The sequence below is a fragment of the Rhizobium sp. LARHSG275 genome, assembly GCF_052871115.1.
This window is the reverse complement of the sequence record NZ_JBIXJN010000004.1, coordinates 320,585-334,715: the sequence shown is the minus strand read 5'-3', so window position 1 is coordinate 334,715 and position 14,131 is coordinate 320,585. Positions and strand designations below refer to the sequence as shown.

The window sequence follows — 14,131 nt, the reverse complement described above, 5'->3', positions numbered from 1 at the left end:
ATCACCAGATGGCGCGAAGGCATGCCGCCGATAACCCTGAAGGTGTGCTCCATTCCGCGTGGCACGAAGACAGTTTCGCCGGCCTTCTTCGTGAACCTCTCGCCTTCCACCCAGAACTCGCACAAGCCGGAGAGAAGGACGAAGGTCTCGTCCTCTCTTTCATGGATGTGTCGCGGCGGCCCGCTTCCGACGGGAGACAGGCTGTCGACGATGGACATCGCTCCGCCAGTTGCTGCATTCGTCAGAATAGGTCGGTAAGAAACACCGAGCCATTCAATGGTATCTGGACATTCCAGTAGATCAATCATCGTTTCCTCCTCGGTTGGGATGAAACGAAAGCGCTTTCGTGTTGTAGTTTTTACCATCCGATCCATTATTAAGAAAATCGTTTGATCATATAGAAACTATCGGTGAAATGAATTTCGCGACCTTTGATCTCAATCTTGTACGTGTGCTCGACGCCTTGTTGCGGGAAGGGTCGACTGTGAAGGCCGGTGAGAAACTGGGAATGTCTCAGTCAGCGGTTTCCGGCGCACTTTCAAGACTGCGTCATGCGCTCGATGATCAGCTGTTCGTCCGTCATGGCCAAGGTTTGCGCCCGACGGATTATGCAAGAGGTTTAGCCATGCCTCTTCGTGAGACGCTCGACAGGATGGAGGCGCTGTTCAGTAGCACCTCTTTTGATCCCGGTAGCGCCAGCCTCACTTTCAAGCTTGCAGGAAGCGATTTCTTTGCGGAGATGCTGATGCCGCGGCTGGCGCGTGAGATTCACCAACGTGCTCCGGGTATTCGGGTGCAATTGGTCGACCTCGTCCCAAACAGCTACATCGACTCTCTTGAGCGGTATGAAGCCGACATGGCTCTCATTCCTGATGCAGAATTTCCAGACTGGATCGACCGACATGCGCAATTCCGGTCGTCCTTCATAACTATCGCCCGAAAAGGAAACGCAGCAATCGAAGCAGCCGGAATAAAATCTGGCGCAACCTTGCCGATCGATCTTTTTTGCGATCTCGGGCACATCCTCTTCTCGCCTGAAGGAAAAACAAAAGCCATGGGTGATGCGGCACTGGCCAAGATCGGACGAACTCGGAAGGTGGTCATGACGGTTCCTGTTTTCTTCGGCGTCTGCCGAGCTGTAAGCGAGAGTGATCATATTGCACTCGTCCCTCGACAATTGGCAGAGCGCTTGGCGGATCTTTTCGGGCTCTCCCTCTATAACGCTCCCATGCCGCTTCCGCCGGCCCTCATCGTCGGCGTGTGGCACAAGCGCGCGACAGGCAACCCCGCCCATCGTTGGATTCGGAACCTGATCGCCGAGATATTGCTGCCACTTAATGTCGGCGAGCAGTCCCTGCCAAATGAAGCGCGCTGACGGTGCTTTCCCGCGTCGATCGGCAAAGAACGTGCCCATGCTCCATTACATATCGAGGCTTACTTGAACGTCGGATTTCGCGCGGCTGCAACCTGCTGCAAGCGAGGAGGGAGGCGCTTGCCGATAATCGCGAACTCATCGCTGAGGCTGCAAGGGGTCATCTCTGCCCCGCGCATGGAGATACGTGACGGATCGGGGGCAATTATTGGCGACGCTCCGTTTCTCCAATGCCCTAATCTGCGAAGACCGCTGATAAGGGCATAGAGCTCGCCGAAGTGAGTGCAAACCGGACAAAATTGGTCTTCCCTTGATGTGACGGGAAACCAGCGTCCGTCAACGGCAGTTCGAGTGGAGGCAGCCGTATGCGTCGGTGTCGACAGTATGAGGCTCCGCGCCGGCACAGTTCCATAAATAACGGTTATCCAACTCGAACTGTGTAGCGACTATTTAGTAATGCGACAGTTGGGCCAGTTAGAGATGCGACAGTCGTCGCCTCTTCATCGACTCGAGCGGAAACCCCGTCGGCAGAGAATACTTGTCGAGGATACGGTCTGAAGACCGGGGCGTTGCGGGGGCGCGACTAAGCCTCCGGAAGCGAATAGCGCGTGAGAACCGCGTCCTCGCCATCGAGGCTCACTTCGACGACCTCGTTCACCATATCCTGTGCCCCTGCCAAGTCCTGCAAGATGAGCGCAAACAGATCTCGTTGCAGCGCAGGTAGCACCTGGGGAACTATTATCACCAGACCCGCATGCAACGCCTCTTTTGCGTAGAGCTTCCGGAAGTCGCGCGCATTGTTCGTTACGAACGTGAAATCCTCTGCTACCATGCGAGGCATCAGATCCCAGTCGGTCTCGCCGCTCAGCCCCAGCCAATTCACATGAAAGCAATCGTGACCGTGCACTTGCGCCACGGCGACGAGGGACGTGTGAAGGCATTCATCAATAAGAAACTTCACGAAGGTGAGCCGGAGGGTTTAGCAGCACTTTCGCTGCGAATTCGCAGACGCTTCTCAGACTTCACCTTCAGGCCCTGCTCGGAGAGCTTCCGCGGCCGTCCCCTGGCGGGATGGGCCACAACCCAGATCTCGGCAAGCTCCACCATGCGCTCGGTGAGCGAAGGGTAACCCTCGACAATTTCCGCGGTGCTTGCGCCCTGGGTCTTCATCGCGGCAATCGTTCGCACTGGAACACGGGTTCGCTTGAACACCGGCTCGCCGCCCACGACGCCCTTCACACTCTGGATCATTCGTTCAGCTTCTCGAAGCGCCTCGGCACGTGCGGCCAGTTGCTCCCTTGCCCGCGCGACATCGACGATAAGATAGTCGTCCGCCCTAACGGTATCGGCATTCGGGTTCTGGTCTATGGTATCAAAAAGACGTTTGCGGCGCTCGGCGGACAAGATCGATCCGACGCCATACCAGAGCTTCAACCGAAGCAGATCCTCATCAGTAAGCGCTCTACCCTTGCCGCCGATGAGATGAGTCGCGATGATCCGCTTGTCGATCGCATTGTGCACCGACTTCACAGCGATCCCGCTGACTGCTGCGGCCTCGGCGGGCGTGTAGGCGTACGATGCGTTGGCCATAATCATTCTCCTTGAGGAGAATATATAATGCAGGTGCCGTCCCCGGTAAAGCTCGACCGAGCGTTTCGATCTCGCTTCTAATCAGCTTATTGGTGGGCACTTCTTCTCAAGCGGCCGTTCGGTCACACGAAACAGTGTTTCCGCCCAGGCGAGGGACTTGCTTGCGCCGGATCGTCACTTGGATGCCTTGAAGATCAAGAGCCGGGAATTTCACAAGATTGGCTCTCGCTGAGTGTTGTAATTGCAGGGCTATCGGTTCTGCTGCCATCAAGGCGACCGTAAGCTCTACGACAGACCTTTAAGCGGCCTGCCGTAAGCAAACCCGTCTTAGTCGATGTGCTCTGCAACGACGTCGAGGAAGCGCGCGGCGGGTGATGAAAGGTCCGGCAATCGCCAGGCGGCGGCAATCGGCAGATCTGGCGGTTCGGGCGAAACGAGACGGAACACTACGCCCGGTCGCGCCACTGTCGCAATACCATCGGTGACGAAACCCATGCCGACGCCTGCCGCGACGAGGCCGGTGAGGGTGGTCATCGGTGTAACCTCCTGGACAATATGTGGGCTGATGCCATGGCTCCGGAACAGCGCGATGACACGATCATAGATGCTCGGGCCGATCGTGCGCGGCGCGATCAGGAACGGCTCGCCGTCGAGATCGCGAACCGCGATCGTCTCTCGCTCCGCCAGCCGATGAGCCGCCGGCAATGCGAGCATGAGCCGTTGACTGGGCAAGGTGCGGATGGCCAGTTCGGGTGCGGTGATGGGCGGATGCAATATTCCCAGATCGATGTCACCGGCCGACAGGGCGCGTTCCAGGGTCGGGGAATTCATTTCGGCGAGTTCGACCGTCATCTCGGGATAGCGGGTGCGGAAGACACGCACCGCCTCGGGCAACATGCCGTAGAATGCTATGACTGTGAAGCCGAGCCGCAATTGTCCAATTTCGCCGCGCGCAACGCGTAGTGCTCTTGTTTTGGCAAGGTTCGCGCTTGCCACGGCCGTGCGAGCCGGATCAAGGAACGCCACTCCTGCCGCTGTCAGCGCCACGCGGCGCCGATCACGCTCGAACAACGCCGTGCCGACTTCTTCTTCCAGCACACGAATGCGTTGGCTGAGCGCCGGCTGAGTGAGGTTCAGCCGCTCTGCGGCTCTGCGGAAATGCAGATCCTCGGCAACGGCGACGAAGCAGGCGAGTGAACGGATATCCATTGAAGATTGATGCAATTTTCCAATCACAGAGTCCAGTATTTCGATTGGATTCAAATCAGGATGACAGCCAATGTGTCTGTTGTGGCAAGAGTTGTCCCGGGTGTGGTTGCGCGGCCCACAAAGGAGGCGGAAATGCATTTGAAAGTCTTGATCGGTTCACTCACCATCACATTGGGCGGCACGCTTTCCATGACCGCCGCGGCCACGGAGACGGCGGATCTCCTAGGTCGTGTCTCCGCTGGAACCATTGCCGCTATTTCCGATGGCGACTTCGTCGGACAGACCTACGCGACGGGCCAGCTCGCACCTCCAGAATCAAATCATCGTGATCTCTTGACGGTTCTCTCAATCGCGGACGGTGTTGTCGCTACAGGGACCTTGCCGGTATCGAACTCCGTTACCTCTGCTCCGGAAATCCTCACACTCACCCGCGATGGGCGAACTGCGTTCATAACCGAGCGGCTCGGCGAGCGTCGGGAAGGTGGGGTGACGGTGCGCGATCTGCCGGCAGGAAACCGGCTCTTCGCCGTCGACCTTGCCGACAAGGCCAATCCACGTCTCGCTGCCACGACGGAGGTCGCAACCTTCCCGGAAGCCCTTGCTGTCAGTCCGAATGGCGAGCGGGTGGCGATAGTCTCCAACACGCCCGAGGCAAGCTTCGTGCAGATCGTTCGCTATGCTGACGGGGGTTTCGGCGAGGTGGCCCACTTCGATCTCGCGGAGCTGGGTGTCGCGGGTAATGCTGCCGCGCCGCGCGGCGGGGTCACCGCGACCAATGTTCAGTGGCATCCTTCGGGTCGTTTCATTGCCGTGAATATTGACACGCAGAACCACGTCGCTTTCTTCGAAGTAATGGACGCGGATGAGAAACTTGCGCTGCGCCCTTGGGGCAAGTCGGTGGAGGTCGGTGCCGACCCCTTTGTGGGGCGTTTCACACCGGACGGGGGTTTCTACATCACTTCGGACTGGGGCCGAAACTTTGCTGCGACCGATCTGGCTGGCCGCGTTCCCGATACTCCCTCCGCTGTCAGCGTCATTCGACTGGCGGATCCGTCGGGACCGGTGACAACAGCTCGCCATGAACGCGTCGGCGGCGCGGCGACGGATGTTGCGGCCGAAGGGCTTGCGGTGAGCCCCGATGGGACGCTCATTGCCACCGTCAACATGCGGAGCACAGCCTTCCCGCCCGAGTCTCGCCGCTATCAACGCGACGCTTCGGTAACATTGCTGACATTCGATCCGGCGAGTGGAGCCATCGCCAAGGTTGCCGACTACCCTTTCGAGGGTGTTCTGCCGGAAGGCGGCACTTTTGACCTCACGGGTGATCATTTTCTTGCCACTGTGTTCCAAGGCCACGACGGCGCTCAACAAGAGGCAACTGCCGGTCTGGAGGTCTTTCGCGTGGTGACGGGCGAGAGGCCGGCTTTGGAGCGTCTTGGTCGCATTCCGCTGCCGCACGGCGTGCATCACGTCGATCTGGCACCGTGAGATCGACACATTGTCGACGCGGACAGAAATTGCATCGGTGGATTTCCGTTGTCCATTGCCGATGTATCCAGACAACTGGCAGGCCTGCGGAAACAACAATTCTAAGCCTTGGAAAAGATCTGCCATACATGGTCAACGATAGGGAGCCGCGGCCTGCGTCTCGCGATCATGCAGAGCGACAGGGTCGGCAGCGTCGCATCCGTGATCTCCGCATAGCGCACACCTTGGAAAACAATGCGCTGAACAGATTGCGGGAGGAGAGCCGCACCCAACCCCGCTGATACCAGAGAAAGCATGGTAAGCGCGCGGTTTGCTTCTTGGACAACCCGAACCTCGATGCCGGCTTGGGTGAAGCTATCCATGATGCGGGCGTGGAGCACCGGTCCTTGGGTCGCAGGAAAGAGGATCAATCCAAGTGCGGCGATTTGCGCCAGGCTTACACCTCCGGTTCCCCCATCTTCCGGCAGGACGGCAACGTTCGCCTCGCCTGGAAACTCCACTATGTCCAGTCGATCGCCGGTACCAAGCGGGGGGTGTGCGAAGCCGATGTCGATGGCTCCTTCCGCCAGGGCATCCAGTTGCTCATTTGTCGACACTTCGAGGAGCCTGGGCTGAACATCTGGATGCATTTGCCTCAGACGCGACAGGCATCGGGGCAGATGCTCGTAAAGGGCCGCGGAGACAAAACCGATCCTGATTTCGCCCGCAGTGCCGTGTTCCGCTGATTTGGCAAGGGCAGAGGCAGCGTCGGCATGCCGGACGGAGGACCGGGCCTCATCGAGAAAAGCCACCCCTCCCCGCGTCAGTGCGAGGCGCCGGTTCGCTCTGTCGAACAGGCGAACGCCGAGTTCTTTTTCCAACCGGGCAATCGACTGGCTGAGTGGGGGTTGCGCCATACCGAGCCTGTCGGCCGCGCGGCCCATATGCAGTTCTTCAGCAACGGCGAGGAAATGGCGAAGGTGACGGAGTTCCATACCGTGACAATATCAAAAATCGTCAGATCCATCATGGATTCGTGTGTCTTATCCGCGCATTTTTGTTCAAATACTAAAGCTCATGGACAGATGATGATCAACCTATCTATCTTCACGCTGGCGAGCGCCATTCTCCTTGCGACAGAAGCAGTATTTGCTGCGGAACCAACAATTATCAGAACAGATCGCTTTGTTGACCTTCCTGCCGGTGAGCGTCTCTTTGTCCGGGAAGTGCGGCGTGCGGATCGCTCGACGGAAATCCATTCGGTGGTTCTGCTGATCCACGGCGCACGTGTTCCAGGTGTCGCATCCTTTGATCTACCGGTTCCTGGCGGATCTCTTGCCGCCGACCTCGCGGTGGCCGGACATCTCGTTTATATCCTTGACCTGCGCGGCTACGGAGCCTCGAGCCGGCCCAACACGATGGAGCAAGACCCGTCCGGCTCTGCACCCTTGATGCGGACTGATGACGCCGTGGCGGACATTGCAGCGGCGGTAGACGCAGTCCTCAAGTGGAGCGGCAACAGCCAGGTTAGCATTTTAGGTTGGGCAACGGGAGGCCATTGGGCCGGGGCCTTTGCGGCGAAGTCTCCGCAGATGGTCGAGCGGCTTGTCCTTTACAATACCCTCTATGGCGGCACGAGCGAACATGAAACCCTCGGTCATGGCTCTCCTCTCGAAGATCCTCTCAGACCGGGGCGCTTCAACGTTTCGGCATTCGGCGCCTACAGGCTCAATACGCGCGCGAGCCTCTTTCCGGCATGGGACAACAGCATTCCCATACCCGAAAAGCCAGCCTGGCGGGATGAGCGTGTGGCACAAGCCTATGCGGACGCGGCGTTGGCTTCGGATCCAACATCGGACAGTCGCCAGCCGCCGAGTTTCCGGTCCCCGAGCGGAGCGATGGCCGACAGCTTCGAACTGGCCATCGGCAAGCGGCAGTGGTCGGCTTCCGCGCTCGGCATGCCGGTGCTCGTCATCCGCGCCAGCCGGGATTTCTGGAGCCGACCGCAGGACGCACAAGCACTCGTCGACGAGGCACCCCAGGCGGGGCTCGCGACGATCTCCGACGCCACGCACTTTGTGCATCTCGACCGCGACCATGCCGGCCGAGCGACATTCCTGGCCGCTGTGACGCGCTTCCTCGATCCATCAACAATCCCGCCGAAAGGAGACTGAGCGAGCACGAGATGGAAGTTTGTATCCTTGGCCGCGATCACGTTCGCAGCTCTCGGCGTCTCCGCTTAAGGGCATATGCGGCATCTGAGCCTTCTATTTTGTCGATACCCGTATCGTGTATGATGTGAATCATGAAAGACGCTGATGGTGTTCCCCTCACTGCGCAAAGGATCAATGTTCCGCCAGGCGGCGGAGCATTCGGGTTGCCGCGCCTGGCGATCGGGATATTTCTCGTTCCCCAACAAACGCACAGAGTTGCCATAGCCTCGGATCGAAAGCGGCATATACCCCTGAAGGAAAATGAGGGATGGATACTGCCGTCGGGATCTGTAGGCATCTGCGAATACGATGAGGCTCACTCCTATCTTTTTACGGAATTTACGGATGCATTGCTGAGCGATATCGAGCTCGATCTGTCTCACGGCTTCGAACCGGTGATCGGTCAGCTTGACCCATTGCTGGTGCAACTGGCACATCATGCGGCTTTTCGGCTCGATGGCACATCCCCGCTCTATCGCGAAACTATGCATTTGGCATTGGCCGCCCATCTCGGCCTTGTGCTCCGGCAAGGCAAGTCCCTGCCTATATCGGTCGACGACAAGAGGCTGGGCCGTGCCGCCGCCTATATTCATGACAATCTCACCGAGGACGTTTCGTTAGAGGTGCTGGCGGCGCAGGCGGCGATGAGCCGGTATCACTTCCTTCGGGCGTTCAAGGCGGCTTTCGGCTCGTCACCGCACCAGTATGTAATTCAGCAACGCATGGAGCGGGCCAAACTGCTGCTGCGTACCACGGGCATTCCAGTCGTCGAAGTTGCCTTCAGGGTGGGCTATGACGACGTGTCTCGTTTCGGCCGACATTTTTTGAGGTATGCGAGAGTTAACCCATCCGTCTATCGACGCCAGTAGCGGCGGTCTCGCCAAGACGGCCGGGAATCGCAACAATTACCTATAATCCGCCAAGATTCACTCCGTCGCTCCATTACCGTTCCTGCGATGCTTCTTCGACACCAGCGAACGAAGGAGGCTATCGTGAAAAGAACATTTGTGCTGTCAGCGCTGTGCATAGCGCTACTTACCTCGACGGCGCTCGGGGAGGTCCAAACCAGACAGGTGAGATTCGAAAATGAGGGGGAACCCCTTGTCGGTACGCTCTATGCTCCGACCGGCCGTTCCGCCAATGAGCGATTCCCTGGCGTTGTCGTGACCGGCGCTTGGACATCAATCAAGGAGCAGATGTCTGGCCTTTATGCCAGGGAAATGGCTGAGCGGGGATTTGTCGCTCTTGCATTTGATTTTCGTGGCTGGGGCCAATCCGGCGGCCGCGTTCGCTTTAAGGAGGAGCCGACGGCAAAGATCTCCGATATTCTTGCCGCTGCTGTCTTTATGGCGACCTTGCCCGAGGTCGACCCTGCAAGGATTTCCGGGCTCGGAATTTGCGCGTCTGCGGGATATATGGCCGCAGCAGCATCCGTCAGCGCCAATATTGCGAGCGTTGGGCTGGTGGCGCCGTGGCTGCATGACGCCGACATCGTGCGGCAGGTCTATGGTGGCGAAGAAGGCGTGCATCGCCTGATCGAGACCTCGCAGCGAGCGGAAGCATCCGAGGCAGCCGGAAAGCCACAGGTGATCCTCGCAGCTAGCGCGACGGACCGAACCGCGCTGATGTTCCAAGTGCCGTACTATACCGAGATGGATCGCGGGCTCATCCCCGAATACGACAACAAGTTCAATCTCGCATCGTGGGAGCCCTGGCTGACCTATGATTCGGTGGTGATCGCAGATCGGCTCCACAAACCGACACTGATGGTCCATTCGGAAGCCGCAGCCGTACCGCAAGGTGCACACGCCTTTTTCAATCGTCTCCCAGGGCACTCGTTCGAGCTGTGGCTGGATAACGTCAGCCAGTTCGATTTTTACGACCGACCGGAACCGGTCGCTGCGGCCGCCGATGCTGTTGCGGCGCATTTTGAGCGCTTCGGCAAAGAGTTGTGAGGGCCAGAGGGAAGAGCTATGAAAACGACAACACTGATGATGGCAATTGCCTTGAGCTTATCAGCGACGGTCTCGGCAAGGGCCGGGAATGTCGATATCGCCGTCGAAGATCGGGTGGAGATCATCACCGTGATCACGGACATTGCGGCCGGAGCGGACCGGCACCAATGGAGCCGTGTTCGCAACGCCTTCGCGGACGAGGTTACGCTCGACTATACGAGCCTATGGGGTGGAAAACCGTCAACTCTATCCGGCGACGAGGTCGTCGCCTCATGGTCCAGTTTTCTTCCGGGTTTCGATCAAACGCTGCATCTTGTGACCAATCACACGATTATTGAGAGCAAAGGTGATCGAGCCGTCGCCGAAGCCGACTTTCAGGCGACACATCGCATCGACGAGGCAATGTGGGTGCTGATGGGCCACTATCGCTATGAACTCAGCAGGGCAGGGGATGCCTGGAAGGTCACAGCGCTGACCATGACCCACACGCACGAGACCGGCGATCGCCGTTTGGTCGAGCTGGCCAGCCGGAGACAGCAGCGGTAGCCATCAGGCATGGCGCTTCGGTGCGGGTCGTGGCTGCTTTTGCATGAGCTGAAGCGGCGGTTTTATCCGGGGGAACCTGGTAATCATATCCGGTCGGCCTCGGGTCGGGGGCCAGTGTAACGGAGAATCCAGAGGCCCTGGTTCTTATCGCTGATATAAATGCAGCCGCGCCGGTCCACGACCACGTCTTCGGTCTGTAAGACCAGTTTGTCTTCCGGCATTGGGCCATAGCGACGCGCCGGTTCCGGCGGGATGAAATAGCCAACCTCGCGGGGAAGCCGCACGTTTGAGACGTCGTAGATCCTCAGGCCGGCGTTGAAATGCGCGATGTAGAACAGATCTCCCTGCTTCTCTACGTCGGGATGATGCTGGTGATGGTTGATGTTATGCGGTCCCCGCCAACCGCCGCGGCTGGTGAAGTCTGAATAGGGCACCTCTCGTGGAGGCACCGGCTCAGGTAGAAGCGACAGCAGGAAGGGAGCACTTGGATCGGAAATATCAACGATCGACGCATGATGCATCGGACCGCGCCCATAGGTGACGTTCTCCGAATTGGCGAAGGCTATGCCGCGTTCGGGGATCGGCAGGACGCTGTGCACACCAAAGCGAGAGTGGAAGGGCGGGCTGAAACTCAGGCCGCCGATTTGCCTTGGCCGCGAGATGTCGCTGATGTCGAGCACGACAATACCCGCCGCGCCATAAGGCAGGTAGGCAAGATTGCCGACGACGTAGGGCGGACCATGCAACGAGATATCTTCGCCCGTACTGGCACAAAACGCACCGCACATGCATTGCGGACGCAGTTGCATCCGGTAACGGTCCGACGTTTCCCGGTCGGCTCCGGTCGACTCAACGCGTGCTAGGCTCTCGCCGCCGGCCTGATGCTGGCCCGGCACCCACCAACGTCCGGCTTCGCGTGGGTTCGAGCGGTCCGAAATGTCGAGAATGACATAGATATTGCCGGTATAGCCCGGCATGTTCGCGGCGAGGTGAACGTAACGTCCGCCGGGATAAAGATTGCGATGAGTGCCATTACCGCCGGTGCGATAGTGACCAAGTTGTTTCGGATGGATTGGGTCTGCGATATCCCAGATGAGGACGCCCTCGCCAAATGGCGCGTCGGGATCGCCACCGAAATTTGCAAAAGGCTTTTCCAGCGCGGTCACCATGGTATCGCCCGAAAGATCGATCTGCAGTGTCCATGTGTTCGAGCCAGGATAGGGTACGAATTTCACGACCTGCGGTTTAGCCGGATCGGTAACATCCACAATGCTCCAGCCGGAGTGCCAGAAATGACCGGTGTAGAGATACCAGCGCTCTCCGACCTGTCTGATCGCCATCTTGAAGGCTGGGCGATGATCGAGGTCAGTGTACCCCAATGCTTCGACATTATGGGCAAAAGCGCCCGCAGGTGCCGGTGACGTCGCGGGGACAGGCTGAGCGAGCGCTTCACATACGATCCCGGATTGCGATGTTCCGGCGATCGCCGCTCCGAGAAGCGGCAGTTTCAGTATTTGGCGGCGAGAAATATCGGTATCCTTCAAGACTGTATCTCCCGAACTTGTGACCGCCCGAACTTTGCAAATTTCAGTATTTTCTGTCCAATATTGATCGGAGAGCGAATAATTCGATCTTGGAAATAATGAGATGGATCACAAGCTGATGCAATCCTTCGTGGCTGTCGCAGAAGAGCTGCATTTCGGGCGTGCTGCGGCACGCCTGCATATATCGCAGCCACCTCTCACCAAGCAGATCCAGCAACTCGAAAAGGCAATGGGCGTGCGGCTGCTGGAGCGTACCAAACGCAAAGTAGAGCTGACGGCGGCGGGGCGGGTATTTCTCGATGAGGCGAGGGCTGTGCTTTATCAAACCGGGCAAGCGGTCGAACTTGCCCGCAAAGCCGAGCGGGGTGAGACCGGACATCTCTCCGTAGGGTTCATCGATGCGGCCATTTACAGCGTGGTGCCAGCAATCGTGCAGCGCTTCACCGCACGTTATCCTGACATTGAGCTCAGTCTGACGGATCTGCGCATTCCCAATCAGATAAAAATGGTGACCGAGCGGCGACTGGACATCGGTTTTGTCCATCCTCCCGTCAACCAAAAGGGATTGCAGGTCGAAAGCATATTGGTCGAACCGCTGATCGTCGCCTTGCCGGAGACGCATCGGTTGAGCAGGGAAACCGAGATAGCGCTGGCTGATCTTGCTCATGAGGCTTTGATCCAGTTCCCGCGCAGCATCAATCCATCCCTCTATGACGAGATTGTCGGACTGTGCCGTTCGTCCGGCTTCAGTCCGCGGATAATGCGAGAAGCAACACCGAAGCAGACGATCATCGGATTGGTCTCCGTCGGACTCGGTGTCTCGTTGCTGCCCGCCTGCCTCGAGAATCTGCGACGACCGGGTGTGGTCTATCGCCCAATTCAGGGTCGAAACTTGACTATCGACACCTCCATCATCTATCGGCGCGAGCAGCCTTCGCCAGTGCTCGGGGCATTCCTCAACATCGTGCGCGAGACGGCTGGCATGGAAACCACTCCCCATGCACAGCGATGACCCTCCGTCAGATTGGTTAGCGCCGCGCTACAGCATGCACTCCGGCAGCCAGGCGAGTGCGCTCAAGACACGGTGTTCCCTCTGTGCCTCCGGCAGATTTTGGCCGGTCTCACAAATTCTTGAACGCGGCGCGGTTATCAAGGCCCGATGCTTGCCCCATATGCGCAGCCACGGAGGCGGACAGCACACGATGCTCAAGACGAAGCCGGTGCGGCTCCGTTAATGAACCAGCGAGATGCAGCAATGTCATTCAAACCGCTACTTGGTGACGGACGGATTCGGAGCCAGGAGGAGAGGTCTGAGCCGCTGCAAACGGCGTCATGGGCCGGATCGTCGATCGTTTTCGACAATCGGCGGTGGGCGTGCCGGGAGGCGGAACTTTGCTGGACAGCTCCTCATCATTTGGTCGTCCTGACCGAGGAAGGCGGAACGTCTCAAACGTGTATCCGGCATGAGGCAAAATCCGTGTACGACGGAAAGGATCGCCCCGGGGCGCTCACCTTCGTGCCCGCGGGTGCCGAGCGATTCGGCTTCTACCGGAACGTGGATCTGACGTACTCGGCCTTATGGATCGATCCCGACGCCAGGATTTCAGGATGTGAAAACTTGGGGGATTTGCGGATCCTGGTGAACAAGAAAGACTCGGTCATTGCCACTCTCGTGGGCTCGCTTCGCGACGAGATGGCGCTCGGCCATAAGCCGGACACCGCCTATGTCGAGCATCTGGTCGCCCTTGTTGGCCTCCGCGTGGCAATCCTGAACAGGGAGCACAACCCGGTTCAGGGCCACGGCTGCCTCAGCCGTCGGGCGCTTGGTCGCGTTCGGGACTATATCGATGCACACATGAATTCCGACATTTCGCTGAGCGCACTGGCAGCCGTCGCAGACATGGCCGTCGACAGTTTCGCACGCCGCTTCAAAGCGACGACCGGCCTTGCGCCCTATGCATATGTGATCGAGGAACGTGTGTGGCGAGCAGAGACGCTGCTACGCGAAACAGGTTTGTCGATCAGCACCATTGCCTTTCGGCTCGGCTTTTCAAGTCAGAGTCACTTCACAACGACATTTCGGCGCCTCAGGGGCATGACCCCTCGGGTGTATCGGATGCATTTTCCTCCGGGATCCTGACATTGCTGCCGATTTCCTGAAAGAAAGCCGCAGCACGCCTCTCCACATCCAGTATCGCTGCGAAGACAGAGACGATGACCCCGCTCGGCTGTTCT

General features: G+C 58.6%; 14 protein-coding genes. 8 read left to right on the top strand and 6 right to left on the bottom strand.

From position 1 onward, the window contains the following. Positions 1-308: cupin domain-containing protein (locus tag ACIPSK_RS07185; protein ID WP_446532731.1), on the bottom strand; the 308-nt coding region annotated here is incomplete at its 3' end. A 107-nt stretch (positions 309-415) separates the two neighbouring features. On the opposite strand from ACIPSK_RS07185, the gene ACIPSK_RS07180 reads away from it, so the two are divergent. Beyond that, on the top strand, positions 416-1,375 hold the full coding sequence (locus ACIPSK_RS07180; protein ID WP_446532730.1) for a LysR family transcriptional regulator: 960 nt from the start codon (positions 416-418) through the stop codon (positions 1,373-1,375). A gap of 580 nt (positions 1,376-1,955) precedes the next feature. On the opposite strand, the gene ACIPSK_RS07175 is transcribed toward ACIPSK_RS07180, so the two are convergent. The 3 genes from ACIPSK_RS07175 to ACIPSK_RS07165 form a co-directional block, all read right to left on the bottom strand. Then, complete coding sequence (locus tag ACIPSK_RS07175) at positions 1,956-2,333, bottom strand: DUF5615 family PIN-like protein (protein WP_017967190.1); 378 nt, start codon at positions 2,331-2,333, stop codon at positions 1,956-1,958. After that, complete coding sequence (locus ACIPSK_RS07170) at positions 2,330-2,962, bottom strand: DUF433 domain-containing protein (protein WP_017967191.1); 633 nt, start codon at positions 2,960-2,962, stop codon at positions 2,330-2,332. The genes ACIPSK_RS07175 and ACIPSK_RS07170 overlap by 4 nt, the downstream gene beginning before the upstream one ends. 327 nt (positions 2,963-3,289) lie before the next feature. Continuing rightward, a complete protein-coding gene (locus ACIPSK_RS07165; RefSeq protein WP_245268421.1) occupies positions 3,290-4,309 on the bottom strand; it encodes a LysR substrate-binding domain-containing protein in 1,020 nt (339 codons plus the stop codon). Here ACIPSK_RS07165 and ACIPSK_RS07160 point away from each other — a divergent pair. Continuing rightward, positions 4,304-5,659 (top strand): hypothetical protein, encoded by a 1,356-nt coding sequence (locus ACIPSK_RS07160; RefSeq protein WP_017967193.1) that lies wholly within the window; start codon positions 4,304-4,306, stop codon positions 5,657-5,659. The genes ACIPSK_RS07165 and ACIPSK_RS07160 overlap by 6 nt on opposite strands. A 101-nt stretch (positions 5,660-5,760) precedes the next feature. Here the strand turns inward: ACIPSK_RS07160 and ACIPSK_RS07155 are convergent, their stop codons facing one another. Beyond that, positions 5,761-6,582: a LysR family transcriptional regulator gene (locus ACIPSK_RS07155; RefSeq protein WP_017967194.1), complete on the bottom strand. Its 822-nt coding sequence runs from the start codon at positions 6,580-6,582 to the stop codon at positions 5,761-5,763. 144 nt (positions 6,583-6,726) lie between these two features. Between ACIPSK_RS07155 and ACIPSK_RS07150 the strand changes: the two genes are divergently transcribed. The 4 genes from ACIPSK_RS07150 to ACIPSK_RS07135 all read left to right on the top strand — a co-directional run bounded on the left by ACIPSK_RS07150 (position 6,727) and on the right by ACIPSK_RS07135 (position 10,352). Next, positions 6,727-7,812: an alpha/beta fold hydrolase gene (locus ACIPSK_RS07150; RefSeq protein ID WP_026154453.1), complete on the top strand. Its 1,086-nt coding sequence runs from the start codon at positions 6,727-6,729 to the stop codon at positions 7,810-7,812. Between the two features lie 131 nt (positions 7,813-7,943). After that, the gene (locus ACIPSK_RS07145; RefSeq protein ID WP_017967196.1) at positions 7,944-8,720 is read left to right on the top strand and encodes an AraC family transcriptional regulator; all 777 of its coding nucleotides are present in this window, start codon (positions 7,944-7,946) and stop codon (positions 8,718-8,720) included. Between the two features lie 138 nt (positions 8,721-8,858). Then, positions 8,859-9,806, top strand: coding sequence for an alpha/beta hydrolase (locus ACIPSK_RS07140; RefSeq protein WP_446532729.1), 948 nt, complete (start codon positions 8,859-8,861; stop codon positions 9,804-9,806). An 18-nt stretch (positions 9,807-9,824) separates the two neighbouring features. Further along, positions 9,825-10,352 carry a nuclear transport factor 2 family protein gene (locus tag ACIPSK_RS07135; protein WP_017967198.1) on the top strand — a complete coding sequence of 176 codons (528 nt, stop codon included), beginning with the start codon at positions 9,825-9,827 and terminating at the stop codon, positions 10,350-10,352. Positions 10,353-10,435: 83 nt separating this feature from the next. Here the strand turns inward: ACIPSK_RS07135 and ACIPSK_RS07130 are convergent, their stop codons facing one another. After that, positions 10,436-11,896 (bottom strand): LVIVD repeat-containing protein, encoded by a 1,461-nt coding sequence (locus ACIPSK_RS07130; RefSeq protein WP_446532728.1) that lies wholly within the window; start codon positions 11,894-11,896, stop codon positions 10,436-10,438. 103 nt (positions 11,897-11,999) lie between these two features. On the opposite strand from ACIPSK_RS07130, the gene ACIPSK_RS07125 reads away from it, so the two are divergent. Beyond that, positions 12,000-12,908 carry a LysR family transcriptional regulator gene (locus tag ACIPSK_RS07125; protein WP_170255462.1) on the top strand — a complete coding sequence of 303 codons (909 nt, stop codon included), beginning with the start codon at positions 12,000-12,002 and terminating at the stop codon, positions 12,906-12,908. Between the two features lie 243 nt (positions 12,909-13,151). Next, a complete protein-coding gene (locus ACIPSK_RS07120) occupies positions 13,152-14,036 on the top strand; it encodes a helix-turn-helix domain-containing protein (protein ID WP_446532727.1) in 885 nt (294 codons plus the stop codon). Positions 14,037-14,131 lie beyond the last annotated feature (95 nt).